The following is a 24,578-nucleotide window of genomic DNA, read 5'->3' as shown; positions in this document are numbered from 1 at the left end:
ACCTTGCGGGGCCAAAAAGGGAATATCGCATGGCAATCGAATCTGTTTCATTCTTCGGCTTTTCCCAGATGAACACGTCGAACTGGGGCGCCGTCATGAGCACGGACGGATGGGCCTGGAACATTGGTTCAGACTGGATCAGTCTGAACCCCGCTGCGGCCATTGATACGCTTTCAGTTCACGATGACGATACCACGTTCGGGGATGATGACCTTGGCCAATACCTGTGGGGCTTGCAAACCCTGGACGGGCAGTTCTGGGGTCACGGCACGATCATCGAAAACGAATATTTGCTAACGGTCGAGGATTCGCTGGGCGACAGCTATAAGCTTGCTGCAGTCAGTCTGAACTTCGACGCCTTTAACGTCAGGGGATATTGCTATGTTGGCGCGCAGCCCCCGAGCGGGGAGCCGCTGACTATTGTCTCTGTCGAAGACTTTGCCGAAATGGCCTATTCACCGGTCTGCTTTACGCCGGGGACGATGATTGAAACCGAACAGGGCGCGGTTCCGGTCGAGAGTTTGGCCGTGGGAGACAGGGTTTGGACACTGGACAACGGGTATCGGCCCGTGCGCGTCATCGCCAGCCGCCGGTTTGTGTTCGGGTCCGACGCGCACCCGCACAAACCGATCCAGATTTGCGCGGGTGCGCTGGGGGGCGGGTTGCCCGAAGGTGATCTGATGGTGTCGCCACAGCACCGTATGCTGCTGCCAGGCGGGGCGGGGCAGGCGGGTGTTCTGGTGCCGGCCAAGGCGCTGACCGAACTGCGCGGGGTCCGGCAGATGCAGGGCTGCCGTGAGGTGGACTATATCCACCTTGTGCTGAGCAATCACGAGATCGTTCTGGCGAACGGTGCGCTTTCGGAAACGCTGTTGGCGGGTGAGGTGGCGCTGGCGGCGCTTGATACGGCAACCCGGATGCGGGTGCTGATGGCGGTGCCATCCAACGCCGAGGCGCAACCGGCGCGCCGTATCCTGACCGTGCGCGAAGGGCGTGCACTGGTGCGCGAACAGCAGGGGGCAGAAGAATTTGGTGCGGGAACCGAATGTGACGGCTGGGCGGCACTATGTGCACAGATGCCGCAGCCGTTGGCCTGCCGTCCGGCGTGATCGGCGTTTGATCGGGCCAGCGCGGCCAAGGGGGCGAAGCTTGTCGAACCACCGCGCGGGGTAGTCTGCCTGGACCATTTGACCAAATCGTGCTGGCCGTTCTGGAGCCGCCTTACGCATTTCGGGACGCAGCACTTCGCGCGCTTGACGATGCCGGTCTTGCCTGCCGGATGGCGGTCACAAGTGCAAACCTCGAAGGCTTGAGGGCAGCCGTCAGGGCAGGGATCGCAGTGACGGTTCGAACCCCGAATTGGTGGGGCGACGAGAACGTTGAAGCGGCACAACAACGCAGGCTTTCACGAATGTCAAAAGCGGAATTTGCAGATAAGTCTGCGCAACACACACGACGTCAATACAAGCCGGATGGCGGATCTTCTTGCTGATGGAATGCGTAAAAGCCGCCAGATGAATGGGCCCGGACCCTACTGAATGCGGTGATCTGTCGTCAGTGCAGCATTGGTGAAATCTACGCTTTCAACCTTTGCTGCTGTCCTTGAAACGCAAAATTGCTTTGGCAAGTTTTTTGACAGATCAAGGATTGTCTTTTTTCCGGAATCGATGAAGGCTTTCCGTGGCTTGAACGGGAGGGCTTTGAAATGAGATTTACAGCGATTGCGGCCGCTGTGCTATGTGCGGCAAGCACTGTGGCATCCGTTGTCGATGCACAGTCACTTGAGGCGTGGGGCAGCTCGGATTACTGGGACGTCATGATTGATCCGACGCTTGGCGACGGGTGCCTGATCCAGTCGGAATTCGAAGACGGCTCTGTCGTGCGTATCGGTTTCAACCGGCGTGACGGGGGCGGATACGTGACGGCCTTCAACATGGCCTGGGGCGACATCGAAGAGGGCGCGTCTTATCCGGTTCTGTTTTCGCTTGACGGTCAGGACTATGACGCAGACGCGGTTGGCATCTATCTTGCAGATGTGCCGGGGGCTGACATTGCGTTTGATAACCCTGATTTTCTGCTCGACATAGCGGCCAAGAATACGATGACGCTGTACACCGAAGAGGGTGAGGTGATGTCGATTGATCTGACCGGCAGCTATCAGGCGCTGGAGGCCGCGATTGCCTGTCAGGAAGAAATGGACTGAGGTGGGCGGGGCGCTGTGACGCCCTGACCCTAAGGTGTGACAGGATGCGCCTCTGCGCCGCGGGCCGATTGTGGCAACATGAACCAGCCGCCATCGGATGGGACGGTGCGGGTGCGGATGTCGCAGCCATAGGCGTGCGAGACGTGCGCGTCGGTTAGCACCTGATCGGGCGTGCCGTGCACGATAATGCGGCCCGATTGCATCAGCACGACCTGATGGGCGAACATTGCGCTCAGGTTCAGGTCGTGCATCACCGCCACCACACCGCCGCCCGCGCGGGCAAAGTCGCGGGCGATCTGCATCACCGTCAGCTGGTGGCCGATATCCAGGCTCGAGACCGGTTCGTCCAGAAACAGCCAGCGCGGCACACCGCTGACCACTGGGCGCCAGACCTGGCAAAGCACACGGGCCAGTTGCACGCGCTGTTGTTCGCCCCCTGACAGCTCTTGGTAAAAGCGGTTGGCGTAGCCGTCGAGGCCGACCCGCGACAGGGCGGTCAGCGCCAGCCGGTCGTTGGTTTCAATGCCGCCGCGCAGGCCCAGCCGCACCACTTCGACCGCCTGAAACGGAAAGGACAGGGGCGTCGCCTGTGGCAACACCGCACGCTGGGCGGCCAGATCATAGGGCTTGGCCTTGGCGATGTCGGTGTCGCCCAGCGTGATCCTGCCCTCAAAGGTCACGTCGCCGGTCAGGGCGCGCATCAGCGTGGTCTTGCCCGACCCGTTGGGGCCGACGATGGCGGTCAGGGTGCCCGGCCGGGCGGTGAGGTTCAGCCCGTGCAGAACCTGTTTGGGGCCATAGCTGACCGAGATGTTCTGTGCCTTCAGCATTACATATCCACCAATCCGCGCTTGCGCAGCAATATCCACAGGAAAACCGGAGCGCCCAGCAGGGCGGTCAGAATGCCGATGGGCAGTTCCGCAGGGCTGACGACAACCCGCGCGATCATGTCTGCCGCCAGCAGCAATGACGCACCCAGAAGGCCCGCGTTGACCAGCAGCCCGCGATGGTCCGGCCCCGTGGCCAGCCGAAGCAGGTGCGGCACCACGATGCCGATGAACCCGATGCCGCCCGATATGGCGACGGCGGTGCCGGTGGCCGCCGACACGGCCAGTATGGCAACGGTCTTGGTCCGCTCGACCGGAATGCCCATGTGATGTGCCGCAGCTTCGCCCAGAGCCAGCCCGTTCAGCCCGTGCCCCAATGTGCAGGCCAGCGCCACCGCCACCACGATGACGGGGGCGGCAATGCTGAGTTTGACCCACGAGGCTCCGGCCAGCGAGCCAAGCGACCAGAAGGTCAGTTCACGCAGTTGCATGTCATCGGCCAGAAAGATCAACACGCCGGAAAAGGCTGCAAAAAGCGCGCTAAGGGCGATGCCTGCCAGCAGCATGGTCGCCACCGAGGTGCGCCCGGCACGGGTCGAAACGCGGTAGAGCAACAGCATCGACCCCCACGCACCCAGAAACGCGGCCACCGGCAACAGCCCCGCGCCCAGCGTGGCGTGTACCACTGCGGGCAGGGTGGCACCCAGAACGATAATACTGATCGCCCCCAAAGACGCGCCGGTGGTCACGCCCAGAATGCCCGGATCGGCCAGCGGGTTGCGGAACAGCCCTTGCATGACAGCGCCCGAAACGGCCAGCGCACTGCCCACGCAGATGCCCATGACCAGACGCGGCGCGCGGATGTCCCACAGCACCACCCGTTCGGTCAGGGTCAGCGCCTCGCCCTGCGCCAGTTTCAGCAAGGCCCCCCACAGCGATGTGCCGGATGCGCCCACGGCAAGGCTGGCCAGCGACACCAGCACCAGCAATAGACCCAGCCACAGATGCGCGCGCCGCGCGGTGCTGCGCCTGTCGACAAAAGGCCCCCGGACAAAAGGCTGGTCGGTGGTGGTGTCGCTGGCCATCATCAGCTTTGCCCTTGCAACACGTCATGCAGCGCCTGTGCCGCCTGCGGTGTGCGCGGACCAAAACCCAGCAGCAACAGCCCGTCCATCTTGACCAGCGCGCCCGTTTGGGCCGCCGGGGTGGTGGCCATTTCGGGCATGGCAAACAGCGCTTCGGCGGTGCTGGCATGATCGCCTTCGCGGTCCATCATCAGCACCACGTCGGGGGCTGCAACGGCGATGGCTTCGGCGGTCAGCTGGCGGTAACCTTCGAACTGGTCGATGGCATTGATGCCACCCGCCATCGCGATGATCCCGTCTGCCGCCGTGTTGGTGCCCGATGCCATGATGCGCCCGCCCTGCGTGCTGAGCACGAAGAGAACGCGTTTGGGGGCAGTGTCATCGTTGGCGACCTGCGTTGCCACATCGTCCAGTCCGGCGCGCACTTGGTCGCTCAGCATTTGCGCCTTGTCCGGCATTCCAAGCGCATCGCCAATGGCTGTGATCTTGGCCAGAATCCCTTCGCCGGAGAAGGGCGCGGGCACCACCACCATCGGCACCGACGCGGCCTGAAGCACGGATATCGTCTCGGGCGGGCCGGCTCCCGGTTCGGTCAGGATCAGTGTGGGCTGCACGCTCAGCACGCCTTCGGCGGCCAGTGCACGCATATACCCAATGTCGGGCAGGGTTTGCGCGCGGGCCGGAAAGGTCGACGTAGAATCGCGTGCCACCAGCTTGTCGGCCGCCCCCAAGGCATAGACGATTTCGGTGGTGGCACCGCCAATGGCGACGACGCGGCTGGTATCATAGGGTTGCGCAAGCGCGCCCAGAGGCAGGGCAAGCGTCACCAATCCCAGCATCAGGGATCTGCGTTTCATTCTGCCGCCTTCAGCTCCAGCGCGGGCAGGGCGTCGACGATCTCGCGCCACGCGGGGCGGCTGTCGTAGTCGTCCTTTCGCACACCGAACACCTGAAATATCAGCCCGCCTTCGGCGTCGAATGCTTCGACCGACACGGCCTTGCCGCGCTGGGTCGGTTTGTCGACGGCATAGACCTCTGCAACATGGTCCAGACGCAAGTGAAGGTTAAAGCCGGGGTCCATCACGTTCTGCCAAGGGCCCATCGGTTTCAGCGTCTCGATCGGGCCGGTATGGATCTGGATGCAGCCACGGTTGCCGACAAAGACCATCACCTCGATGCCTGCCGCCTGCACGTCGTTCAGCATCCGGTCAATCGCACCGGTCGCCAGCGGACGCACGAAAGGCGCGCCAACGATGCGATAGGCGCCCAGACGGTTCATCCGCAGTTTCGATGTCAGGCGCATGAACTGGTGGGTGTCGGTCATCTTGGACCACTCCGTTTGCAACACGTCCAGCTTTTCGGGGTTGGGCTTGGCCGCCTCGACGGGCGCGCGTTCTGCCAGGTCCAGCGCGGTGGGCTGGTCGGGCAGGGCAAGGGCCGCTTTGGCGGCGTCCCATGCAGCAACTTTTGTCGCGTCGCGCATGAAGATCTTGTGCACAGCGTCGCCCGCAGCGTCGAACACCTGCAAGCTGCGGCGGGTGCCGGTGTCGGTTGCCTTTTCCACCATAAAGGCATGGCACCAGTGGCTGGGAAACATGCGCAGGTCGATCCTGTCGTTCAGCACCATCGCGGCATGCGCACCAGAGGTGTAGTTGCCATAGTGGCCGACTTTTTCGTTCACGCAGGAAATGTTGCGCGTCAGGGCCATGACCTCGCCCAACTGGCTGGCAATCCCGATGATGTTGTCGGGATGCGGCGCGATGTGAGTGACGCCCTGACCGGTGTGCGCGGCGATCAGCTGTGCTTCGGTGATGCCCAGTTTGTCGGCAAGGTCGCGTTCGCGCAGTTTGGCATGTTCGATACGCGCGGCGCGAATGTCTTCGGCGGATGGTTGTGTGGTCTGGCCCATGATGCCCCCTCGGGTTTTGTTCAATGTGAATGGGTGAACTGGCTGCGGCCCGGGGATCGGGGGGCGTGGCTGGGCAGGGGTGAAAACCGCCGCCATTAATTCTTGACAGTTTTAGTCTGATTAATTAGGGGGCTGCAAGAGACAAGTTTCGAGTTTGTCCAACATACAAAAATCAAACGCCAAGCCAGCCCTTTCGCAAGCACAAGGCCATTGCCATGACCGCGAAGGGACTCTGCCATGACATTTCGAACCACCAAGGGCCGATTGTGCGCCTCGACCGCCACGCTGATAGTGATTGGCGCGGCTTCCGGCGCTTATGCGCAAGAGGGCGAGGGCTATTTGGGCACCATCGTGCTGGGCGAAGGCAAGCGGTCGGTGCAGACCGACACCGCCGTGCCCGTCACCGTTGTCGACCAGGCCGAGATCGAGGACCGTCAGGCCGGCACCATCGCCGAGCTGATCGAAACAGTACCCGGTGTAACGCTGGTGAACGGCACCACCGCGGCAGGCTCGGGCATCAACATTCGCGGTTATGGGGCCAACAGCACCTATGGCACCGATGGCAAGGTTCTGGTGCAGATTGACGGTGCGGCACGGGGCAGTGAGGAATTGTACCGCATCGGTTCGCAGCTTTACACCGATCCGTTTCTATACCGCGAGGTCGAAGTGCTGCGCGGATCGGTGGGGTCGTTTGAATATGGTTCGGGTGTCTTTGGCGGGGTGGTGCGGTTGGAGACCATCGACGCCAGCGATTTGACCAAGGGCGAGCTGGGCTTTGCCGGGCGGCAAACGCTGGAATTTTCCACCAACGGCAACGGGCTGGCGTCTTCGACCACGCTGGCATGGCAGCCGGATGAACAGTTCGAGGTGTTGTTCAACTATTCCCGCCGCCAGTTGGGCGTGCGCACAGATGGGGAGGGCAACCAGATCAACCCAGACGCGGGCGACATCGACGATCCGTCGGGCCTGCTCAAGGCGCGCTATACCTTTGGGGCAGGCAACGACCAGTTTGTCGAGTTCAGCTATTCCAAGACCCAGCAGGAACAGTTTGACGTGCCCTATGACCAGTTCGGCACAACCGCTTTTGGCAACGTCGACCGGTATATCGAAAACGAAGTTGCCACCCTGCGCTACAACTACAATCCCGGCGACGTTGCGTGGCTGAATGTCACGGCTGAATTGCTGTATTCGGACGAGCTGGTGGAAAGCGAAGCCATCGTTGGTCCCAACCCGTTGCTGGATGCGGACAACCGTTATCGCACCACGACGTTTCGCGTGAAGAACGAGGCGCTGTTCAGCACCGGCACCATTGACCACGAACTTCGCACCGGCATCGAATTCATCCAGCGCAAACGCACGGATGCCAGCGCAGGGTCCGCCCCCGGCGGGACCAAAGAGGCGCTGGCGTTCTATGCCGTCGATGAAATGCAGATCGGTGACCGTTGGACGATCACACCTGCGTTGCGCTATGAAAACCAGACGATCACGCAGGACCCGATCAACGGCAATGCGTCTTACGACAAGGACGCGCTGATGGGCGGCGTGTCGGCGCGCTATGCGTTTGGAAACGGCTGGGCTGTGTTCGGCTCGGCCTCTTACACCGAAAACCTTCCGATCATCGACGACATCGACACCGGTCTGATCACCCAGTCGGAAAAGGGACGCAGCTATGAAATCGGCGTGGCTTATGATGCAGTTGACGTGTTTCGAACCGGCGACAGCCTTGCGTTCAAGGTCAACTATTACAACGATCATCTGACCGACCTGACCACCTATCAAGGCCGCGGTCCGGGTACGACAGTCGAGGGGCTTGACCGCGAGGGGATCGAGCTTGAGGCCGCCTATGCCATGCAGAACGGTTATTATCTGGATGCAAACGTCCATATTTCACAAGGCACCGCAACCTTTGACGGAGGTGCGCAAGGCGACTGGGCACAGAACCCGCAGGACAGCCTGCGTCTGACGCTGGGGCGCAAGTTCAGCGACGAGCTTGACCTGAGCTGGGAAGTGGAAGCGGCCAAACGCTATGACGAAGGTGGCACCGTGTCCCCCGGCTTTGGCGTGCACAATCTGCGCGCCACCTATGTGCCGCAGAACGGTGTGATGGAGGGGACGACGATCCGCTTCGGCGTCGAGAACCTCTTTGACAAGACCTACCAGCCGCGCCTGTCCACCCGCAACGCGACGGGCCGGACGTTCAAGGTGACCCTGTCCACAACCTTCTAAGCGCTAGGAAAAGGAAACCCCATGCAGCCACTTCGCCACATAGGCACCTGTCTTACCGTCGCTGCCATGTTTATTGGCACGGCGGTACGGGCTGAAGACGCGACCCCGCCCGCCGGTGTCGCACTTGAGCTGAACGCGGCGGATCTGGTGGGCGAAGCCTGCCGGATCACCTTTGTCGCCACCAATACCGGATCTGCGCCAATCGAACAGGCGGTTTATGAAACCGTGCTGTTCGGAGCCGACGGCGGGGTGATGATGCTGACGCTGTTCGACTTTGGCGCGCTGCCCGTGGGCGTGCCGCGTGTGCGCCAGTTTCAGATTGCCGACACCGCCTGCGGGCGCATCGGGTCGCTGCTGATTAACGGGGCAGGGACATGCACCGTGGATGGCGTGGCGTCGGACGTCTGCACCAAAGGGCTGGCCACCTCCAGCCGTCTGAATATCGCATTGCAAGGATAGGGTTATGTTTGATCTGTCACGGCTTCAGGGTCTTTACGATCTGGGCGGCCCCGTGGTCGCTGTTCTGGTGGGGGTTTCGGTTCTGACCTTTGCGGTTGTTCTGTACAAACTCTGGCAATTCCGCGCCGCGCGGGTGGGGCAGCACGCCGCGATCCGCCATGCGCTGATGCATTGGGACGCGGGGGCGCGCGACGCCGCCCAGCGTGATCTGGACAGCTCGCGCAGCTATCTGGCCCCCGTGGTGGCGCGCGCCATGTCGGCCCCTGCTGGACCAGACCGCGCCGCGCGACTGTACGCCGAGGCCGAAAGCCGGTTTCTGGCGCTGGAACGCGGTTTTCGATCGTTGGACAGTGTTGCGCAACTGGCGCCGCTGATGGGACTGTTCGGCACCGTTCTGGGCATGATCGAAGCCTTTCAGGCTTTGCAGAACGCGGGTTCGTCTGTTGATCCGTCGCTGTTGGCGGGGGGCATTTGGGTGGCCTTGCTGACCACGGCGGTGGGGCTGGCCGTGGCCATGCCGACGTCGATTGTGTTGTCCTGGTTCGAGGCGCGCATGACTGGCGAACGGGTCTTTGCCGAACAGGCGCTGACCACCATTCTTGCACCCGCCGAAGACGCGGTGAAACAGGTGCGTGATGCCGCTTAGGGCGACACGCAAACGGCGCAGGTTGTCGATGACGTCGTTGATCGACGTCATTTTTCTGTTGCTGCTGTTCTTCATGCTGTCCTCGACGTTTTCCAAATTCGCCGAGGTCGAAGTGCAGGCCGCTTCGGGTGGGGCGGCGGCCTTGGGCGATCAGGCGCTGGCGTTTCTGCGGGCCACGCCGGCGGGTTTAACGCTGAACGGCGCGGCGCTGGGCGTTGAGGAATTGCCGGTGCGTTTGCGTGACCTTCAGGCGGGCAAGCCCCTGGTCTTGCTGGTAAACCTGAGTGCCGAGGTAGACGCGCAGGCGATGACCGATATTCTGGTTGCGGTGCGCGGCATTCCCGATCTGGCCGTCAACGTGATGGGGGCCTCATGAGAGCTCCGCGCAAGACATCCGAACGGGAACCGACGATCGCGCTGATCAACGTGGTCTTTCTGATGCTGGTGTTCTTCATGGTGGCGGGCACCTTGGCCGCCCCGCTGGACCCTGATCTGAAGCTGGTGGAAACTGCGGATCTTCAGAGCGAGGCGCCCGCGGATGCGCTTGTGATCGGGGCGGATGGCACGTTGACCCATCGCGGCCAGCCGGTGGGTGTGGCTGCGTTTATGGTCGCGGTGCCTGCGGTCCTTGAAACGGCGCGCATGATCCCCGACCGCGCGGCACCTGCGCACACTGTGATTGAAACCGCGCGCGCGCTGCGGGCCGCAGGGGTGGCGCGTGTTGTCATCGTGACCGAGAAAGCTTTGCAATGATCCGCCGTTCGTGGAAAGTCGCTGCGCTGTTCCTGGGCTGCTCGGTTGCGGCCCATGCCGCGTTTCTGGGTCTCACGGCCAGGGAAGAGACCGCTCAGATCGAAGGCGGCGCGCAGGCCACGGTAGCCGCCTTGGGCAACAGTTTTGCGGATATGGCGGCTGGGGTCATGACCCCCGATGCGGTGGAGGTTGTGCAAGAGATGCCCGAACCGCCCGCCCAGCAGGCAGAACCGGTGCAACAGACACCGGCCGCGCCGGTCGAGACCCCGCCGCTGAAGGCTGAAAGCAGTCTTGCGGTTCCGCTGTCCCCCGAACCTGCTACACCGCTGCACGCCCAGGAGACGCCGCAAGTAACGCAGCCTGTGACACCGGCTGTGCAGGAACCCTTGCCGGATCAGGCTGCGACACAAGTTTCGCGCCGCCCCGCCTTGCGGCCCAAATCGGTCGAGGCGATGGCCCCGAAACCGGCCCCCGCACCCAAAGCGTCACCGCCCAAGCCGCCGCCCAAGGGCAATGCCAGAACTGCCGCGAGGGCAGGCAGCGCCGAGGGGCAGGCCACGGCACAGGCCAAGGCCGCGTCGCTGCGCAAGGCGGCCAAGGCGGCAAAGGGGGCCAATGCTGCTGCCAGCAATTACCCCGGTCAGGTGATGGCCCGTATTGAACGTCAAAGACGCCCGCGCACCAGCAGCCGTGGATCGGCGACGATTGCCTTTAGCGTGGCGGGCAATGGCGCGCTGGCCTCGGCCCGTCTTGCGGCCAGTTCCGGTTCGGCACAGCTGGATCAGGCGGCGCTGGAACTGGTCCGCCGCGCCAGCCCGTTCCCGCCGCCCCCCGCCGGTGCGCAGCGCAGCTTTTCGATCCGTATCAAGGGGCGCTGACCGTTTGAGCGATTCGCGTTAAGATTGAATTTTCTGACGCTGCCGGTCGGTTTGAATTGCAACAACTTCAGATCGCAGGCGCGTTTGAAGGCAAACGTGTCTTGCTGTAAGAGCGCAAAATTTTCGTTTTCAAACAATGCGCTTACACCTGACTGTCTGCCGCAAAATGCGCGGTGTGCAGGCAGGCATTTCGCTCTGTTGCCGTCCTGCACCGGAACACAGCGAAACTGATACCGCCATGCGATTTCCCTGTTTGACAATTCCGATTAAATCACTCAGGTATTGTAGGAGAGGTCCAGCCACCCCGAGTCACGCACCGGGCCAGCCCGACGGTTGCAAAACAAAAGGGACAGCGCCATGCGCATGGAAAACAGAATTGATCGTATGTATCACACGGCGGACCACGGTTCTGGCAACAGGACACTGACAGTCTCCACCAAGCCGCAGGTCACCGACACCGTGCCTTCGCATGACGCGCGCGTGCTGACCGATGGGGCCGATCAGGCGCGCATTGTGCTGGACGGTCAGGTCTACACCCTGCGCATCACCCGCGCGGGCAAGCTGATCCTGACGAAATGAGCGGCGCGGTGCAGGGGCGCGGCGGGGCAGCCGTGGGGCTGTTGACCGAGCTGGAGGGCGTGGAGGCCGCGTCGGTGATCTATCTGCGCCTCTGGAGCGACGGGCCGGACGGTCAGGCGATGCTGTGGAGCGATCTGAGCCGCACGTTGGGCCGGGACCGGGGGCGGCGGACCTTGCAGGCGTTTGAACAGCTGTGTCGTTTGTGCGCCCGCCACGGCCGCCGCCCGCTGATGCGTCATGCAGTCGAATGCAAATGTCTGGGCGCGGACGAGGCGTGCTTTGCCAACTTTATCGCCTGTGCCGCCACTGGCGCGCAAGAAGACGCGATGTTGATCGCCACGCTGCTGGTGCGCGCGGATGTGGCCGCGCAAGTGACATCGCTGGCGACAGATTTCGGATTGGGTCTGCAGCGGATGCGCCCCGCAGCCCCCCGCGATCTGGACATCTCCAGACCGCCATCCGCCAGGCTGCATTAACCGTTGGCATAGGCTCTGAGTGCCGCTTCTGTTCCGGTGGTCCAGATCATGGTCAGCCAGTGGTCAAAGGCGCGGGCAAAGGTCGGGGCGGTCGCGAGATCGCCATAGAACTGGCGCTGCGCGAGCCATGCCGCCGGATCGTGCCGTGCGGCTTTGGCGGCGGTTTGCAGGGCGGGCCAGTGTGGATCGTTGGGCGGGATCGTGCTGCCGTCTTCGCGGGTGCCTTCGCACATGCGCGCCCACAGCGCCTCGGCCAGCGCCAGCCCGTCAACGGGTGTGCCTGCGGCCAGCCCGTCGCGCACCGTCGGCAGCAGGAACCCTGTGTGGCGCGACGATCCGTCAAAGGCGACGCGCTGGGTGGTGTCGACGATGGCGGTGTTGCTGAAACGTTTGGCAATCAGGGCGATATAGGTCTGGGGTGTCATATCGGGCACGGCGTGGACGTGGGGCGTGATTTCGGCCTGTTCCACGCGGGCAAAGAAAGCGGCGATGGCCGGGTGGGCCATGCAGCCGGAAATCGTCGGCACTGACAGGATTTCGCCCGCATTGGCCAGCAATTGATGGCCCGCGTTCAACATGCGGATTTTCATTGCCTCATAGGCATGTACGTCATCGGTAAATGTCGCCCCCGCGCGGTCCCAGTCGGGGCGTCCGGCGCAGAAGTCATCCTCGATCACCCATTGGCGAAAGTTTTCGTGTGTCACGGGGGCGGTGTCGTCGATGCCGATGTCACGGACCAGTGCCAGTTCGGCAGGGCCGGTGGCGGGCACGATGCAATCGACCATCGCATTGGGAAAGCTGGCATTGGTGTCGATCCAGTCGGCCAGCGCCGTATCACTCATCCGCGCCAGTGACACCACGGTTTGGCGCAGGATCGCGCCGTTGCCTTGCAGGTTGTCACAGCTTTGCCCCGTGAACGGACCGGTGCCCGCATCCCGCCGCTGCCGCAGGGCGGCGACCATCGCGCCAAAGGCGGTGCGCGGCGTGTCGGGGTGGGCGGCGTCGTGCTGCATGTCGGGGTGGGCGGCGTCAAAGCCCCCGGTCACGGGATCGACGTAATAGCCACCCTCGGTCACGGTCAGGGCGACGATACGGGTCGCGGGATCGGCCATTTGGCGTATCAGCGCGGTGTTGGCATCCTCGATGGGCAGATAGCCGATCATCGACCCGACAACCTCGGCCGAGACACCCGAAGGGTCGAGTTCGATCAGCGTGGTCAGACAGTCCTGCGCCAGCAGGCGCGCGCGCTTGGGCGCGTCGGACTGGCGCACGCTGGCCCCGATGATCGCCCAGTCGTGGGCCAGCCCCATTTGCATCAGCCGGTGCAGATACCACGCCTGATGGGCGCGGTGAAAGTTGCCCAGACCGATGTGCACGATCCCCGGTGTCAGGGCGCTGCGGTCGTATGTGGGGACGGACACGGCATTTGGCAGGTTGGCCAGCGTGGCGTCGCGCAGCGGCGTCAGCTCATCCATTGGCCACCATCGACGTTATAGGTTTGCGCGAGGATATAATCGGCGTCGGCACTGGCCAGAAACACCGCCATGCCGGTCAGATCGGCGGCGGTGCCCATGCGGCCATGGGGTACGGCGGCGGCGACTTCGCGCTTTTTCTGGCCAGGTGCCTTGCCTTCGTATTTGGCAAAGAACGCATCGACCCCGTCCCAATGTTCGCCGTCCACCACGCCGGGGGCGATGGCGTTGACGTTGATCCCGTGGACGATCAGGTTCAGTGCCGCCGATTGGGTCAGGCTGATGATCGCGGCCTTGGTCGCGCAATAGACCGCAACGAGCGGTTCGCCCCTGCGGCCCGCCTGACTGGCCATATTGATGATTTTGCCGCCGCCACCGCGCGCGATCATGTGTTTGGCGACCGCTTGCAGGGTGAACAGGGTCCCGGCGACGTTGATGTCGAATGTACGGTCGAAATCGGCGCGGGTGATTTCGGTGATGGGGGCGGCGGTAAAGATGGCGGCATTGTTGATCAGAATGTCGATCTGTCCCAACTGCGCCACCGTTTCGGCCACCGCGCTGTCGATGCTGGCCTGATCTGTCACGTCCATGTGCACGGCAATGGCGGCTGCGCCTATGTCGGCCGCCGCCGCGCGGGCACGCGCGATATCAATGTCAGCGATGGCGACGCGCGCGCCTTCGGCGACGTAGGCTTGGGCAAAGGCCAAGCCGATGCCGCGTGCCGCCCCTGTGATCAGGGCGCATTTTCCGTTCAGTCTGGTCATTGGATACGCAGGCCTTTTTCGTCAAAACGGTGGATCTGGTCGGCCCTTGGGTGCAGGTGAATCCTGTCGCCGTGGCGCAGGTTCACTTCACCCGCGACGCGCACTGTCAGCATCTCGGCCAGTCCGGTGTCGTGGACGTGAAAGAAGGTGTCTGACCCCAGATGTTCGGCCACGCCGACACGGCCCTGCCACAGCCCGTCTGCCTCGGCCACGTCGATATGTTCGGGACGCACGCCGATGGTGTGGGCGCCGTGTTTGGCGGCTTCGGGTCCTTCGATCAGGTTCATTTTGGGCGAGCCGATAAAGCCGGCCACAAAGACGTTGCGCGGGGTGCGGTACAGGTCCAGCGGGCTGCCGACCTGTTCGATATTGCCCGCGCGCAGCACCACGATCTTGTCGGCCATTGTCATCGCCTCGACCTGATCGTGGGTGACATAGATCATGGTGGTTTCCAGCCGCTTGTGCAGTTCGGAAATTTCCAGCCGCATGCCCACACGCAGGGCGGCGTCAAGGTTCGAGAGGGGTTCGTCGAACAGGAAGGCCGAAGGTTCGCGCACGATGGCGCGGCCGATGGCGACCCGCTGGCGCTGGCCGCCAGACAGCTGGCCGGGGCGGCGGTCCAGATAGTCGGTCAGGTTCAGCGCGGTGGCCGCCTGTTCGATGCGGCGGTCCTGTTCTGCCTTGTCGACACCGGCCATGCGCATGGGAAAGGCGATGTTCTTGCGCACCGACATGTGCGGATAGAGCGCGTAGGACTGGAACACCATGGCCAGCCCGCGTTTGGCGGGCGAGATAGCCGTGGCATCCGCCCCGTCGATCAGGATGGTGCCCGAGGTGATGTCCTCAAGCCCCGCGATCAGGCGCAGCAGCGTGGACTTGCCGCAGCCCGAGGGGCCGACAAAGACGGTGAATTCGCCGTCTTCGATGGTCAGGTCCAGCGGCGGAATGACCTGCACGTCGCCAAAGTTCTTGGTGACCTGTTGAAGCGTGATCTGTCCCATTTTCTTATCCTTATTTCACAGCGCCGAAGGTCAGGCCGCGCACCAGTTGTTTCTGGCTGAACCAGCCCAAAATCAGGATCGGTGCGATGGCCATGGTCGAGGCGGCAGAGAGCTTGGCGTAAAACAGCCCCTCGGGGCTTGAGTAGCTGGCGATGAAGGCGGTGAGCGGCGCGGCCTTGGCGGCGGTCAGGTTCAGGGTCCAGAACGCCTCGTTCCACGCCAGAATGATGTTCAGCAACACGGTCGATGCGATGCCGGGCACAGCCATCGGTGTGAGCACATAGAGGATTTCCTCTTTCAACGAGGCTCCATCCATGCGCGCCGCTTCCAGAATTTCGCCCGGAATTTCGCGGAAATAGGTGTACAGCATCCAGATGATGATCGGCAGGTTGATCAGCATCAGCACAACGGTCAGGCCGATGCGGCTGTCCAGAATGCCCAATTTGATGAAAATCAGATAAATCGGGTACAGCACGCCCACGGCCGGCAGCATCTTGGTCGACAGCATCCACAACAGGATGTCCTTGGTGCGCGCCGACGGCACAAAGGCCATCGACCACGCCGCAGGCACCGCCACGATGATGCCCAGCAGGGTAGAGCCGCCCGCGATGATGACCGAATTCCACAGGAACCGCATGTAATCCGAGCGTTCCTGCACCACGCGGTAGTTGTCCAGCGTCCAGTCAAAGAACAGGAACACCGGCGGATCGGCGATGGCGGTGGCCTCGGACTTGAAGCTGGTCAGGATGGTCCAGAGGATCGGAAAGAAGATCAGCAGGCCGATGCCCCAGGCGACGGCGGTGTTGACGATCTTGCGTTGGTTGGTGACGTTGCGTGCCATGGTCTACCTCATGCGTCCAGATTTTTGCCGACGATGCGCATCAGGAAGATGGCGATGATATTGGCAAGGATGACGGCAAATATGCCACCCGCCGAGCCCAGACCGACGTTCTGGCTTTCCAGTACGCGCTGGTAGATCAGATAGGTCAGCGTCTTGGTGCCGAACGACCCTTGGGTGGTGACAAAGATTTCGGCAAAGATCGACAGCAGGAAAATGGTCTGGATCAGCACCACGACCGTGATCGCACGGCTGAGGTGCGGCAGGGTGATATAGCCGAACCGCGACAGGGGCGGGGCGCCGTCCATCTCGGCAGCCTCAAGCTGTTCGCTGTCCAGCGACTGGATCGCGGTCAGCAGGATCAGCGTGGCAAAGGGCAGCCATTGCCATGCCACGATCATGATGATCGAGGTCATCGACGCCTGAGAGAGCCATTCGACGGGGGCGGCACCGAAGAATTTCCAAAGGTGGGCGAACAACCCGTTCACGGGATCCATGAACATGTTCTTCCACACCAGCGCCGACACGGTCGGCATGACAAAGAAGGGGGCGATCACGAGGATACGCACGATGCCCTGACCCCACATCGGCTGGTCCAGCAGGATCGCCAGCAGGATGCCAAAGACGACCGTGATCGCCAGCACACCGCCGACAATCACTAGCGTGGCAATCACCGAGGGCCAGAAAGCGGAGGAGCTGAAAAAGCGCACATAGTTGTCAAAGCCGACCCAGCCCAGATCACCGCCGCGCAGGGGCAGGTATTTCTTGAACGAAAAATACAGGGTCATGCACAGTGGCACCAGCATCCAGCCCAAAAGCAGGATCACGGCGGGGGCCATCATCAATCGTGCGGCGGATCGGGAAGCTTTGGTGGCCATGAAGTCTCTCCTTGCCGGTGCGTGCCCTTGGGCGCGCGTGGCAACAGGTCTGAAAGGGAAAGAAGTGTCGGAGGGCAGCCAGGCCGCCCCCCGATACCTTGGGAGATCAGTAGCCTGCGGCTTCCATCTCGTCCGTGGTCAGCGCCTGCGCTTTTTCCAGCGCTTCTTCGGCGGTTTGCTGACCGGCAAGGGCGGCCGAGAATTCCTGGCCCACTTGCGTGGCGATGCCCGCAAATTCGGGGATCGCGACGAACTGGATTCCGGTATAGGGCACGGGGTCCACGGTCGGGTTGGTCGGATCAGCCGCGTTGATCGATTTCAACGTCATTTCGGCAAAAGGAGCTGCCGATGTGTAGGCTTCGTTTTCGTACAGCGATGTACGGGTGCCCGGAGGCACGTTTGCCCAGCCTTCGTTTGCTGCGACCAATGCGGTGTATTCCTTGCTGGTGGCCCAGGCGACGAACTTCTTGGCCGCGTCAACCTTGTCCGAGCCTGCGGGGATCGCCAGCGACCACGCCCACAGCCAGTTGCCGCGCTTGCCCAGCCCCTTGTCGGGGGCCAGTGCAAAGCCGACCTTGTCGGCCACGGTTGAATCGTTGGGGTTGGTCACGAAGGACGCCGCAACTGTGGCGTCGATCCACATGCCGCATTTGCCTTGCTGGAACAGCGAGAGGTTTTCGTTGAACCCGTTGGTGGAGGCACCCGGAGGGCCGTAGTTGTTCATCAGGTCCAGATAGTCGGTCAGCGTCGCCTTCCATGCGTCGGTGTCGAATTGGGCTTTCCAGTCTTCGTCGAACCAACGCGCGCCATAAGAGTTGGCCATTGCGCTGAGGAACGCCATGTTCTCGCCCCAGCCGGCCTTGCCGCGCAGGCAGATGCCATAAACTTCGGCATCCTTGTCGGTCATTGCGGCAGCAGCGGCCTTGATGTCGTCCCATGTGGGGGCGTCGGGCATTTCCAAGCCCGCGGCTTGCATCAGGTCCTTGCGGTACATCACCATCGAGCTTTCGCCGTAGAAGGGTGCTGCATAAAGTTCGCCGTCTACGGTCAGACCGCCGCGCATCGCGGGCAGTATGTCATCGGCGTCCCATTCGGCGGGCAGGTCGTTCAGCGACACCAGCCAGTTCTGCGCGCCCCAGATCGGCACTTCGTAGGTGCCGATGGTCATTACGTCGAACTGGCCGCCCTTGGCGGCGATGTCCTGTGTCACGCGCTGGCGCAGAACGTTTTCTTCCAGCGTCACCCACTCAAGGGCGATGTCGGGGTTTTTCGAAGTGAAGTCGTCGGTCAGGCCCTGCATACGGACCATGTCGCCGTTGTTCACGGTTGCGATGGTAAGGGTTGTTGTGTGGCTTTCGGCGAAAGCGCCGGTTGCAGTGGCCAGCGCAAGCACGCTCGCCGCACAAAATGCGGTTCTTATGGTCATCCGGTTTCCTCCCTGGTGATTGGATGCTTGGCCCGGAGTGAACCAAAAAACTAAGCGCGGAGTCAATAAAAACTTTACGCGCGTAAACAAATTGCGGAAAGAAAATCCCTCAAGCCGAGGCGCGCATGACCAGCTTTCCCTCAAAAAGGCTTTCAATACGGGGGCCTGCGGTGCGCCCGCCCTCGATCAGCGTGAACAGCGCCTCGACGCTGCGTTCGGATATTTTTTCGTAATCCTGCGCAATGGTGGTCAGTGGCGGGCAGCCGAATCGCGAGAACGGATGGTCATCATGACCCGCGACACGCAGCACGCAGTCCGCATCGCGGCCCACGCGCAGGCCGCGTTCATAGCAAGCGGCCAGAAAGCCGATGGCCAGACGGTCGTTGCTGCACAAGACGGTGTTAGATGTCAGCAAACCGCGATCAATCACATCCAGACCGCCGAGATAGCCGACCTCCTCGAACCCCCAGCCTTCGCCCGCCACCCGGATCACCTGTGGCGCAAAGCCGTTGGCTTCCATCGCCTGAATGTATCCGTTGCGTCGTTTGTTGGCGTTCGGGTTCACGGGCGGCATTTCGAAAAAACAGGGCGGTTCGCCGGTGCGGCACAGGTATTCGACGCTGAGTTTGACGAATTGCGTGTTGTCCGACCCGACAAAGGCTTCGCCCACGCCGTCGATGTTGCTGTCGAACAGGACGGTTGGCACGTCGTCGCAAAACTTTTCGATCGCTGCACGGTCCGACGCCCTCCCCAAGGGGGCCAGCAGCACGCCCGCCGGTTTGAGCGAGCGCAGGCTGTCGAGAATTTCCACCTCGAGCGCGCTGTCGCCGTGGGCGCTGAACAAGGTGGGCCAGAAACCGGCCTGCATACAGCGCTGTTCGATGTTGCGTGCAATCTCGGCAAAGAACGGATCGGCCAAATAGGGCACCACGATGCCAATGTTCTTGGTCAGGCGACGGTTCTGGTTAACGGCAAAGATATTGGGGCGATAGTCGTATTGCTCCAGCGCCTCTTCGATGCGGGCACGGGTTTTCGGGCGCACGCTGGCAGGATCGTTGAAGTATTTCGATACGGTGGGGCGCGAGATGCCGCTGACGCGGGCGAACTGCTCCATGTTGCGGATCTTGCTGTCGTCCATGGCATCGGTCCTTGAGCGTTTGCGCAACGCGTGATTTTTCCGCGCGTAAAGCAGATTTCTTTACACGAAACTTAGCCGCGCGCAGGCGGGTAGGGCAAGGGCAAGCTGGGACATGGTGTATCTGTACCGCGCCATTGCGAGGCGTATCGCTGCGTCACAGCCTGTGCCGGGGGCTTGTCCGTCTGGACACTTGCCGTGCGATCAAGGCACCATGCAGCTGTCGCAGGAGGAGCTTTGCATGACCGATCCATTAACTTCGACCTTTTTCGCCGTCTCGGTGGCGGATGGCGTGGCCCATATCGAAATGGACAATGCGGCCAAGGCCAACAGCATGACACCAGCCTTCTGGGACGACCTGCCGCGCATCGCGGCGGCGCTGGACAGTGATCCCGCAGTGCGCTGCGTGGTGATCTCGGGGCGGGGCAAGCATTTTACCGCCGGAATGGATCTGGCCGCCTTTCAGGGTATCATGGAACTGACGGGGCAAGAGCCGGGGCGCGCCGCCTATGCCATGCGCAAGCTGGTGCTCAGTCTGCAAGCCTCGCTGACTGCGCTGGAAGAGATGCGGGTGCCGGTGATTGCGGCCATCCACGGCGCCTGTCTGGGTGGTGGTATTGATCTGATTACGGCCTGCGATATCCGGCTGTGCGCCGCTGACACCGCCTTTGGCATCGAAGAGATCAACATCGGCATGGCCGCTGACGTGGGCACGTTGCAACGTATGCCCAAGCTGATGGCCCCCGGTGTGGTGCGCGAACTGGCCTATACGGGGCGGCGGTTCACGGCGGACGAGGCGCGGGGCTGGGGCATCGTCAACGCCATTCACGCCGATCGCGACGCGGTGATTGCAGCCGCGCTTGAGATGGCGCAGACCATTGCCGCCCGTTCGCCGCTGGCCATCGCGGGGATCAAGCAGGCGGTGACCTATGTGCGCGACCATTCGGTTGCCGACGGGCTGGACCAGATCGCCACATGGAACGCAGGCATGCTGCGCCCCGACGATCTGACCCGCGCCATGGGTGCCAAGATGAAACAACAGCAGGCGGTGTTCGACGACCTGCTGGCAGATGCAGGATAGACCGATGACTCCTTTCACATTCAACACCACACCCAGCATCCGCATGGGCGACGGTCTGCTGGACCAGCTGGGCGACATGACCCTTGCCACCTGTGGCGCAAGCGTGCTGCTGGTGACCGATCCGGGTATGATGGCAACCGGTATCGTTGACCGCGCGCTGGCCTCGCTGGAAGCGGCAGGGGTGCGTGCGGCGGTGTTTGCAGAGGTCAAGGCCGATCCGCCCGAGGCGGTGATCATGCAGGCAGCAGAGGCCGCCAAGGGCATGGGTGGCGTGATTGGTCTGGGCGGCGGGTCATCCATCGACGTAGCCAAGCTGGCCGCACTTCTGGCCTGTTCGGGCGAGACGCTGGCAGATTGCTATGGCGTGAACCTGGCCAGGGGGCCGCGCCTGCCGTTGATTGCGGTGCCGACCACCTCGGGCACCGGATCGGAAGTGACCCCGATCAGCATCGTGACCACGGGGGCGTCGGAAAAGATGGGCGTTGTCAGCCCGCTGATCATCCCCGACGTGGCCCTTCTGGACCCCGAACTGACCCGCGACCTGCCGCCACATGTCACCGCAGCGACGGGCATCGACGCGATGGTGCATGCCATCGAAAGCTATGCCAGTGCCTCGCCTAACAACAACCCCGTCAGCCGCGCGCTGGCGGTCGAGGCGCTGCGCCTGATGGGCGGCGCATTGGAACGCGCGGTGAAAGAGCCGCACGACATGGCCGCGCGCGGCGACATGCTGCTGGGCTCGTTGCTGGCGGGGCAGGCCTTTGCCAACAGCCCGGTGGCGGCGGTGCACGCGCTGGCCTATCCCATTGGGGGCCATTTCAAGGTGCCGCACGGCTTGTCGAACGCGCTGGTGCTGCCCCATGTGCTGCGGTTCAATGCGGTGACGGCGCCCACGCCCTATGCGGAGCTGGCTGGCATCACATTCCCCGAACTGGCAGATTTGCAGGGACAAGAGGCCGCGACCGCCTTTGCCGACGCTTTGCAAGACCTGTCCACCCGCTGTGGTCTGCAAAAAGGTCTGCGCGAGGTTGGCATCGGGCAGGACGACCTGCCGATGCTGGCGCGCGATGCCATGAACCAGACGCGCCTGCTGGTCAACAACCCGCGCGCTTTGGCCGAGGCCGACGCGCAAGCGATCTATGAGGCCGCGTGGTGAACCGTCCCAAACCCGGCACGCGGGCCGACTACACAGCATTTTCCGTCATCACGACCCGCTGGCTGGACAACGATATGTATGGGCACATGAACAACGCCATGCACTACCAGCTGTTCGACACGGCGGTGAACGGCCATTTGATCGAGCAGGGGGTGCTGGACCTGAAGACCAGCGAAACGGTGTTTCTGGTGGTGGAAACGGGCTGTGTCTATCACGGCGAGCTGGCCTTTCCTGATGCGGTGCACGCAGGCATCCGCGTGGCGCGGCTGGGCGGGTCGTCGGTGCATTACGAGATCGGACTGTTTCGCAACGACGACGACAGCGCCGCCGCCGAAGGGCGGTTTGTGCATGTGAACGTCGACCGCGTGACCCGCAGGCCGGTGCCGATTGCGGATGGTGCGCGGGCGGTGCTGGAGGCGTTGATGAAGGCGGGGTAAGGGGCTGGGCAACCATTGCGCCATCTGGCGATTGGAGTGCGCAAATTTCGCTGGGCTGTTCGTCGCCGCGCGGTCAATCCAGTTGAAATCGCAAGACGCCTGCCGCAGCCAATTCGTCGTCAAGCGCGCTTGACGTAAGAAATGCGTGGGCAGTCGTCGCACCGGTTCGCGGTTTGCAACTGAGGAAAATCGACATGTCGATATGTGCCTTCAGTTCTACAGGAAAGATGGCGGCCGGCGCGACACCCGGGCTTGAAAGAACTGTGGTCAGCGGCGCAATGGCAAGCTCGGCATCGCCCGACGCGACCGCTGCCACCGGTGCGCCACCGCCCATCGCGTGACTTTTGGGAAGAACGTCACGTCCCATGCCCAGCCGTTTGATCACATCTAGGTAGGTCTGGCCGCTTGTCCCGGCACCCGTGTAGCCGATGCCTTGCGCCCTATGCAGCAGCGCCTTGATGTCTTTCACCTCTTCTGTGATCTCACCACCCGGGCCTGCCTTTCGGGCAATTGCAAGAGGCACGCGGCCAAAGGCGCGGTGGCTGGTGTTGTCTGCGTGGCCAGATCTAAAAAGCGCCTTCGCGTATGGTGGATTGGTCAGGCCGATGTCATAGGCTTCTCCGGCCGAGATACGTTCGGGTATCACCGGGTTCAGGTCGATCAACTGCGTGATCGTAGTTTGCGCGCAAACCGCCATACGGGGGGCCAGGTTGTTCATGATCGCCCGGATGGCCAGGGGCACGAAGATACGCAGTTCATTTGACATGGTGGTGAACGTTCCTGAGGGCGCGGCAGCGCGATGATGTCTGCACAATGGATATCAACGCGGAACGGAGCAATGCCCGCGATGGGACCGGCGCGCCATGAAAGCGCGCCGGAGCTTTGCCATATCGACCATGAGGTCGGGCCGGTTTCGCCAGCTTCTGCAATCAAAGTGCAAAGCACTGTCCGGATATCAGGATAAGAAGACCTAGTGCTTCTTCTTCTGCTGGATCGACTTGATCTTCTTGTGAAACGACTTCTCGTGCGCCTTGCGCTGGGCCAGCGTCGAGGTGTTGAACCGCTCCTCGGCCGCCAGCTTGCGCCAGCGTGCCAGACGGGGCGCGTCGATTTCGCCTGTCTCCAGCGCCTTGCGCACAGCACAGCCCGGTTCGGTCTCGTGGGCGCAGTCGTTGAACCGGCATTGGCCTGCCAGCGTCACCAGATCGTCAAAGACCTCGGCAATCCCGTCTTCGACATCGGTCAGTTGCAGCTCGCGCATTCCGGGCGTGTCCAGCACCGCGCAGCCCTCTGCGGTAAAGTGCAGCTGGCGGTGCGTGGTGGTGTGGCGTCCGCGATTGTCATCCTCGCGCACGGCGCCGGTGTCGGCCACGCTGCTTTGAAACAGCGCGTTGACCAGTGTGGATTTGCCGACGCCGGACGACCCCAGAAAGGCCACCGTCTGCCCCGGCGTGCACCAGCCCGACAGCTTGGCAAGCGGCTCTTCGCTTTTGGCATTCAGCGCCTCGACCACAACGCGGTTCGAGATGGCACGCGCCGCATCCAGGTAGGGGGCGGTGTCGTCGCACAGGTCGGCCTTGGTCAGCAGGATCACCGGCGTCACCTGTGCCTCGAAGGCCAGCGCCACGAACCGTTCCAGCCGCGCCACGTTGAAATCGCGGTTGCAGGAGGTCACGATAAACACCGTGTCCACATTGGCTGCGATCATCTGGCGTTTGCGGTCATGCCCTGCTGCGCGGCGTTCGAACAGGCTGATGCGGTCCAGCAGGATGCTGTTGGCGGGGTTGGTTTGGTCCAGCAGAAACCAGTCGCCCACTGTTGCCTCTGGCCCCGGAGGAATGGTGGCATCAATGCCGTCGCCCAGCACCCGCAGACCAGAGCGATGCACTTCGGTAACGCGCACGGGCGGCGTGGTCGCAAGGTTCTCGAGGTTGGTCTGCTGGTCGAAAAACGGCTTCCACCCCAGCAGCTTCAGCGGCGAAGGCGCGGGTTTGGGCAGGGGGGCGGACCCTGCGGGGGGCAGGAATTTCGAATAGTCTCGTGTCATTGGAATGAACTCTCGTGTTCAAGGAGCGGGCCGGGCCCGCGCTGGTAAAATGTCGTGTGACGAGATTGCAGAAAGGATTTGCCCGACGACGTATCGCGCGGGCAGCGGTGTGGTCCGGTTCTGCATCGGGAGGGCGCTGTGCCTCCCCACTTTAACAGGTCATAACCTCTCCATGAGTGTTGCTGGTTGATAGGCCGCCACCGCGCGCACGGCAAGGTTTTTCAGCGTTTCCTGCGCTTTGTGTGGGCAGAAGAGATGCAGCATCATGCCAGATTGGCCATTATATTTCATGCTTAAAATAT

The 24,578-nt window shown here is 62.5% G+C and carries 27 protein-coding genes; 13 read left to right on the top strand and 14 right to left on the bottom strand.

What is annotated here, in order from left to right:
- Positions 1–29 precede the first annotated feature (29 nt).
- Complete coding sequence (locus DSM107133_RS12780; RefSeq protein ID WP_162791959.1) at positions 30–1,109, top strand: Hint domain-containing protein; 1,080 nt, start codon at positions 30–32, stop codon at positions 1,107–1,109.
- Between the two features lie 596 nt (positions 1,110–1,705).
- A complete protein-coding gene (locus DSM107133_RS12775; RefSeq protein ID WP_114292186.1) occupies positions 1,706–2,203 on the top strand; it encodes a hypothetical protein in 498 nt (165 codons plus the stop codon).
- A 29-nt stretch (positions 2,204–2,232) separates the two neighbouring features.
- Here DSM107133_RS12775 and DSM107133_RS12770 read toward each other — a convergent pair whose 3' ends face one another.
- From DSM107133_RS12770 to DSM107133_RS12755, 4 genes are read right to left on the bottom strand one after another with little or no spacing between them, the layout of a single operon-like run.
- Positions 2,233–3,033, bottom strand: a complete 801-nt coding sequence (locus DSM107133_RS12770; RefSeq protein WP_114292187.1) for a heme ABC transporter ATP-binding protein — start codon at positions 3,031–3,033, stop codon at positions 2,233–2,235.
- Complete coding sequence (locus DSM107133_RS12765) at positions 3,033–4,118, bottom strand: iron ABC transporter permease (RefSeq protein ID WP_114292188.1); 1,086 nt, start codon at positions 4,116–4,118, stop codon at positions 3,033–3,035. Before DSM107133_RS12765 ends, DSM107133_RS12770 begins: the two co-directional genes overlap by 1 nt.
- Positions 4,118–4,972 (bottom strand): ABC transporter substrate-binding protein, encoded by an 855-nt coding sequence (locus DSM107133_RS12760; RefSeq protein WP_114292189.1) that lies wholly within the window; start codon positions 4,970–4,972, stop codon positions 4,118–4,120. Before DSM107133_RS12760 ends, DSM107133_RS12765 begins: the two co-directional genes overlap by 1 nt.
- On the bottom strand, positions 4,969–6,024 hold the full coding sequence (locus DSM107133_RS12755) for a ChuX/HutX family heme-like substrate-binding protein (RefSeq protein ID WP_114292190.1): 1,056 nt from the start codon (positions 6,022–6,024) through the stop codon (positions 4,969–4,971). The genes DSM107133_RS12760 and DSM107133_RS12755 overlap by 4 nt, the downstream gene beginning before the upstream one ends.
- Positions 6,025–6,261: 237 nt before the next feature.
- On the opposite strand from DSM107133_RS12755, the gene DSM107133_RS12750 reads away from it, so the two are divergent.
- From DSM107133_RS12750 to DSM107133_RS12715, 8 genes are all read left to right on the top strand, one after another.
- Positions 6,262–8,250 (top strand): TonB-dependent receptor, encoded by a 1,989-nt coding sequence (locus DSM107133_RS12750; protein WP_114292191.1) that lies wholly within the window; start codon positions 6,262–6,264, stop codon positions 8,248–8,250.
- 66 nt (positions 8,251–8,316) lie between these two features.
- Positions 8,317–8,709, top strand: a complete 393-nt coding sequence (locus tag DSM107133_RS12745; RefSeq protein ID WP_243253555.1) for a hypothetical protein — start codon at positions 8,317–8,319, stop codon at positions 8,707–8,709.
- Between the two features lie 4 nt (positions 8,710–8,713).
- On the top strand, positions 8,714–9,355 hold the full coding sequence (locus tag DSM107133_RS12740; RefSeq protein ID WP_114292193.1) for a MotA/TolQ/ExbB proton channel family protein: 642 nt from the start codon (positions 8,714–8,716) through the stop codon (positions 9,353–9,355).
- Positions 9,345–9,731, top strand: a complete 387-nt coding sequence (locus DSM107133_RS12735) for a biopolymer transporter ExbD (RefSeq protein ID WP_114292194.1) — start codon at positions 9,345–9,347, stop codon at positions 9,729–9,731. The genes DSM107133_RS12740 and DSM107133_RS12735 overlap by 11 nt, the downstream gene beginning before the upstream one ends.
- A complete protein-coding gene (locus DSM107133_RS12730; RefSeq protein ID WP_114292195.1) occupies positions 9,728–10,108 on the top strand; it encodes a biopolymer transporter ExbD in 381 nt (126 codons plus the stop codon). The genes DSM107133_RS12735 and DSM107133_RS12730 overlap by 4 nt, the downstream gene beginning before the upstream one ends.
- Positions 10,105–10,986: a TonB family protein gene (locus DSM107133_RS12725; RefSeq protein WP_114292196.1), complete on the top strand. Its 882-nt coding sequence runs from the start codon at positions 10,105–10,107 to the stop codon at positions 10,984–10,986. Before DSM107133_RS12730 ends, DSM107133_RS12725 begins: the two co-directional genes overlap by 4 nt.
- A 384-nt stretch (positions 10,987–11,370) precedes the next feature.
- Entirely contained in the window at positions 11,371–11,565 is a 195-nt protein-coding gene (locus tag DSM107133_RS12720; RefSeq protein WP_114292263.1) for a hemin uptake protein HemP, read from the top strand.
- The gene (locus DSM107133_RS12715; RefSeq protein WP_114292197.1) at positions 11,562–12,041 is read left to right on the top strand and encodes a hypothetical protein; all 480 of its coding nucleotides are present in this window, start codon (positions 11,562–11,564) and stop codon (positions 12,039–12,041) included. Before DSM107133_RS12720 ends, DSM107133_RS12715 begins: the two co-directional genes overlap by 4 nt.
- Here DSM107133_RS12715 and DSM107133_RS12710 read toward each other — a convergent pair.
- The 7 genes from DSM107133_RS12710 to DSM107133_RS12680 all read right to left on the bottom strand — a co-directional run bounded on the left by DSM107133_RS12710 (position 12,038) and on the right by DSM107133_RS12680 (position 19,558).
- On the bottom strand, positions 12,038–13,516 hold the full coding sequence (locus tag DSM107133_RS12710; RefSeq protein WP_114292198.1) for a mannitol dehydrogenase family protein: 1,479 nt from the start codon (positions 13,514–13,516) through the stop codon (positions 12,038–12,040). The genes DSM107133_RS12715 and DSM107133_RS12710 overlap by 4 nt on opposite strands.
- Entirely contained in the window at positions 13,504–14,277 is a 774-nt protein-coding gene (locus tag DSM107133_RS12705; RefSeq protein ID WP_114292199.1) for an L-iditol 2-dehydrogenase, read from the bottom strand. The genes DSM107133_RS12710 and DSM107133_RS12705 overlap by 13 nt, the downstream gene beginning before the upstream one ends.
- Complete coding sequence (locus tag DSM107133_RS12700; protein ID WP_114292200.1) at positions 14,274–15,278, bottom strand: ABC transporter ATP-binding protein; 1,005 nt, start codon at positions 15,276–15,278, stop codon at positions 14,274–14,276. Before DSM107133_RS12700 ends, DSM107133_RS12705 begins: the two co-directional genes overlap by 4 nt.
- A 10-nt stretch (positions 15,279–15,288) precedes the next feature.
- Entirely contained in the window at positions 15,289–16,119 is an 831-nt protein-coding gene (locus tag DSM107133_RS12695) for a carbohydrate ABC transporter permease (RefSeq protein ID WP_114292201.1), read from the bottom strand.
- 8 nt (positions 16,120–16,127) lie between these two features.
- Complete coding sequence (locus tag DSM107133_RS12690; protein ID WP_114292202.1) at positions 16,128–16,994, bottom strand: sugar ABC transporter permease; 867 nt, start codon at positions 16,992–16,994, stop codon at positions 16,128–16,130.
- A 106-nt stretch (positions 16,995–17,100) separates the two neighbouring features.
- Positions 17,101–18,420 (bottom strand): sugar ABC transporter substrate-binding protein, encoded by a 1,320-nt coding sequence (locus tag DSM107133_RS12685; RefSeq protein ID WP_114292203.1) that lies wholly within the window; start codon positions 18,418–18,420, stop codon positions 17,101–17,103.
- Positions 18,421–18,529: 109 nt separating this feature from the next.
- Positions 18,530–19,558 carry a LacI family DNA-binding transcriptional regulator gene (locus tag DSM107133_RS12680; protein ID WP_114292204.1) on the bottom strand — a complete coding sequence of 343 codons (1,029 nt, stop codon included), beginning with the start codon at positions 19,556–19,558 and terminating at the stop codon, positions 18,530–18,532.
- Between the two features lie 238 nt (positions 19,559–19,796).
- On the opposite strand from DSM107133_RS12680, the gene DSM107133_RS12675 reads away from it, so the two are divergent.
- The 3 genes from DSM107133_RS12675 to DSM107133_RS12665 are packed head-to-tail and all read left to right on the top strand — an operon-like array spanning position 19,797 to position 22,229.
- Positions 19,797–20,636: a crotonase/enoyl-CoA hydratase family protein gene (locus DSM107133_RS12675; protein ID WP_114292205.1), complete on the top strand. Its 840-nt coding sequence runs from the start codon at positions 19,797–19,799 to the stop codon at positions 20,634–20,636.
- 4 nt (positions 20,637–20,640) lie between these two features.
- Entirely contained in the window at positions 20,641–21,792 is a 1,152-nt protein-coding gene (locus tag DSM107133_RS12670) for an iron-containing alcohol dehydrogenase (RefSeq protein ID WP_114292206.1), read from the top strand.
- Positions 21,786–22,229: a thioesterase family protein gene (locus tag DSM107133_RS12665; RefSeq protein WP_114292207.1), complete on the top strand. Its 444-nt coding sequence runs from the start codon at positions 21,786–21,788 to the stop codon at positions 22,227–22,229. The genes DSM107133_RS12670 and DSM107133_RS12665 overlap by 7 nt, the downstream gene beginning before the upstream one ends.
- A gap of 73 nt (positions 22,230–22,302) precedes the next feature.
- On the opposite strand, the gene DSM107133_RS12660 is transcribed toward DSM107133_RS12665, so the two are convergent.
- From DSM107133_RS12660 to DSM107133_RS25005, 3 genes are all read right to left on the bottom strand, one after another.
- Positions 22,303–22,995 carry a substrate-binding domain-containing protein gene (locus DSM107133_RS12660; RefSeq protein ID WP_114292208.1) on the bottom strand — a complete coding sequence of 231 codons (693 nt, stop codon included), beginning with the start codon at positions 22,993–22,995 and terminating at the stop codon, positions 22,303–22,305.
- Positions 22,996–23,199: 204 nt separating this feature from the next.
- Positions 23,200–24,276 (bottom strand): ribosome small subunit-dependent GTPase A, encoded by a 1,077-nt coding sequence (rsgA, locus tag DSM107133_RS12655; protein ID WP_114292209.1) that lies wholly within the window; start codon positions 24,274–24,276, stop codon positions 23,200–23,202.
- A 159-nt stretch (positions 24,277–24,435) separates the two neighbouring features.
- The gene (locus DSM107133_RS25005) at positions 24,436–24,567 is read right to left on the bottom strand and encodes a hypothetical protein (RefSeq protein ID WP_275890930.1); all 132 of its coding nucleotides are present in this window, start codon (positions 24,565–24,567) and stop codon (positions 24,436–24,438) included.
- Positions 24,568–24,578 lie beyond the last annotated feature (11 nt).

The organism is Pseudosulfitobacter sp. DSM 107133, from assembly GCF_022788695.1.
GTDB lineage: Bacteria > Pseudomonadota > Alphaproteobacteria > Rhodobacterales > Rhodobacteraceae > Pseudosulfitobacter.
This window is presented reverse-complemented; position numbering and strand designations above follow the sequence as displayed.

What these genes read in the sequence shown, in the direction of transcription:
- DSM107133_RS12780 (WP_162791959.1), top strand. Translation starts at nt 30, where the DNA reads ATGGCAATCGAATCTGTTTCATTCTTCGGCTTTTCCCAGATGAACACG.
- DSM107133_RS12775 (WP_114292186.1), top strand. Translation starts at nt 1,706, where the DNA reads ATGAGATTTACAGCGATTGCGGCCGCTGTGCTATGTGCGGCAAGCACT.
- DSM107133_RS12770 (WP_114292187.1), bottom strand. Translation starts at nt 3,033, where the DNA reads ATGCTGAAGGCACAGAACATCTCGGTCAGCTATGGCCCCAAACAGGTT.
- DSM107133_RS12765 (WP_114292188.1), bottom strand. Translation starts at nt 4,118, where the DNA reads ATGATGGCCAGCGACACCACCACCGACCAGCCTTTTGTCCGGGGGCCT.
- DSM107133_RS12760 (WP_114292189.1), bottom strand. Translation starts at nt 4,972, where the DNA reads ATGAAACGCAGATCCCTGATGCTGGGATTGGTGACGCTTGCCCTGCCT.
- DSM107133_RS12755 (WP_114292190.1), bottom strand. Translation starts at nt 6,024, where the DNA reads ATGGGCCAGACCACACAACCATCCGCCGAAGACATTCGCGCCGCGCGT.
- DSM107133_RS12750 (WP_114292191.1), top strand. Translation starts at nt 6,262, where the DNA reads ATGACATTTCGAACCACCAAGGGCCGATTGTGCGCCTCGACCGCCACG.
- DSM107133_RS12745 (WP_243253555.1), top strand. Translation starts at nt 8,317, where the DNA reads ATGTTTATTGGCACGGCGGTACGGGCTGAAGACGCGACCCCGCCCGCC.
- DSM107133_RS12740 (WP_114292193.1), top strand. Translation starts at nt 8,714, where the DNA reads ATGTTTGATCTGTCACGGCTTCAGGGTCTTTACGATCTGGGCGGCCCC.
- DSM107133_RS12735 (WP_114292194.1), top strand. Translation starts at nt 9,345, where the DNA reads ATGCCGCTTAGGGCGACACGCAAACGGCGCAGGTTGTCGATGACGTCG.
- DSM107133_RS12730 (WP_114292195.1), top strand. Translation starts at nt 9,728, where the DNA reads ATGAGAGCTCCGCGCAAGACATCCGAACGGGAACCGACGATCGCGCTG.
- DSM107133_RS12725 (WP_114292196.1), top strand. Translation starts at nt 10,105, where the DNA reads ATGATCCGCCGTTCGTGGAAAGTCGCTGCGCTGTTCCTGGGCTGCTCG.
- DSM107133_RS12720 (WP_114292263.1), top strand. Translation starts at nt 11,371, where the DNA reads ATGTATCACACGGCGGACCACGGTTCTGGCAACAGGACACTGACAGTC.
- DSM107133_RS12715 (WP_114292197.1), top strand. Translation starts at nt 11,562, where the DNA reads ATGAGCGGCGCGGTGCAGGGGCGCGGCGGGGCAGCCGTGGGGCTGTTG.
- DSM107133_RS12710 (WP_114292198.1), bottom strand. Translation starts at nt 13,516, where the DNA reads ATGGATGAGCTGACGCCGCTGCGCGACGCCACGCTGGCCAACCTGCCA.
- DSM107133_RS12705 (WP_114292199.1), bottom strand. Translation starts at nt 14,277, where the DNA reads ATGACCAGACTGAACGGAAAATGCGCCCTGATCACAGGGGCGGCACGC.
- DSM107133_RS12700 (WP_114292200.1), bottom strand. Translation starts at nt 15,278, where the DNA reads ATGGGACAGATCACGCTTCAACAGGTCACCAAGAACTTTGGCGACGTG.
- DSM107133_RS12695 (WP_114292201.1), bottom strand. Translation starts at nt 16,119, where the DNA reads ATGGCACGCAACGTCACCAACCAACGCAAGATCGTCAACACCGCCGTC.
- DSM107133_RS12690 (WP_114292202.1), bottom strand. Translation starts at nt 16,994, where the DNA reads ATGGCCACCAAAGCTTCCCGATCCGCCGCACGATTGATGATGGCCCCC.
- DSM107133_RS12685 (WP_114292203.1), bottom strand. Translation starts at nt 18,420, where the DNA reads ATGACCATAAGAACCGCATTTTGTGCGGCGAGCGTGCTTGCGCTGGCC.
- DSM107133_RS12680 (WP_114292204.1), bottom strand. Translation starts at nt 19,558, where the DNA reads ATGGACGACAGCAAGATCCGCAACATGGAGCAGTTCGCCCGCGTCAGC.
- DSM107133_RS12675 (WP_114292205.1), top strand. Translation starts at nt 19,797, where the DNA reads ATGACCGATCCATTAACTTCGACCTTTTTCGCCGTCTCGGTGGCGGAT.
- DSM107133_RS12670 (WP_114292206.1), top strand. Translation starts at nt 20,641, where the DNA reads ATGACTCCTTTCACATTCAACACCACACCCAGCATCCGCATGGGCGAC.
- DSM107133_RS12660 (WP_114292208.1), bottom strand. Translation starts at nt 22,995, where the DNA reads ATGTCAAATGAACTGCGTATCTTCGTGCCCCTGGCCATCCGGGCGATC.
- rsgA (WP_114292209.1), bottom strand. Translation starts at nt 24,276, where the DNA reads ATGACACGAGACTATTCGAAATTCCTGCCCCCCGCAGGGTCCGCCCCC.
- DSM107133_RS25005 (WP_275890930.1), bottom strand. Translation starts at nt 24,567, where the DNA reads ATGAAATATAATGGCCAATCTGGCATGATGCTGCATCTCTTCTGCCCA.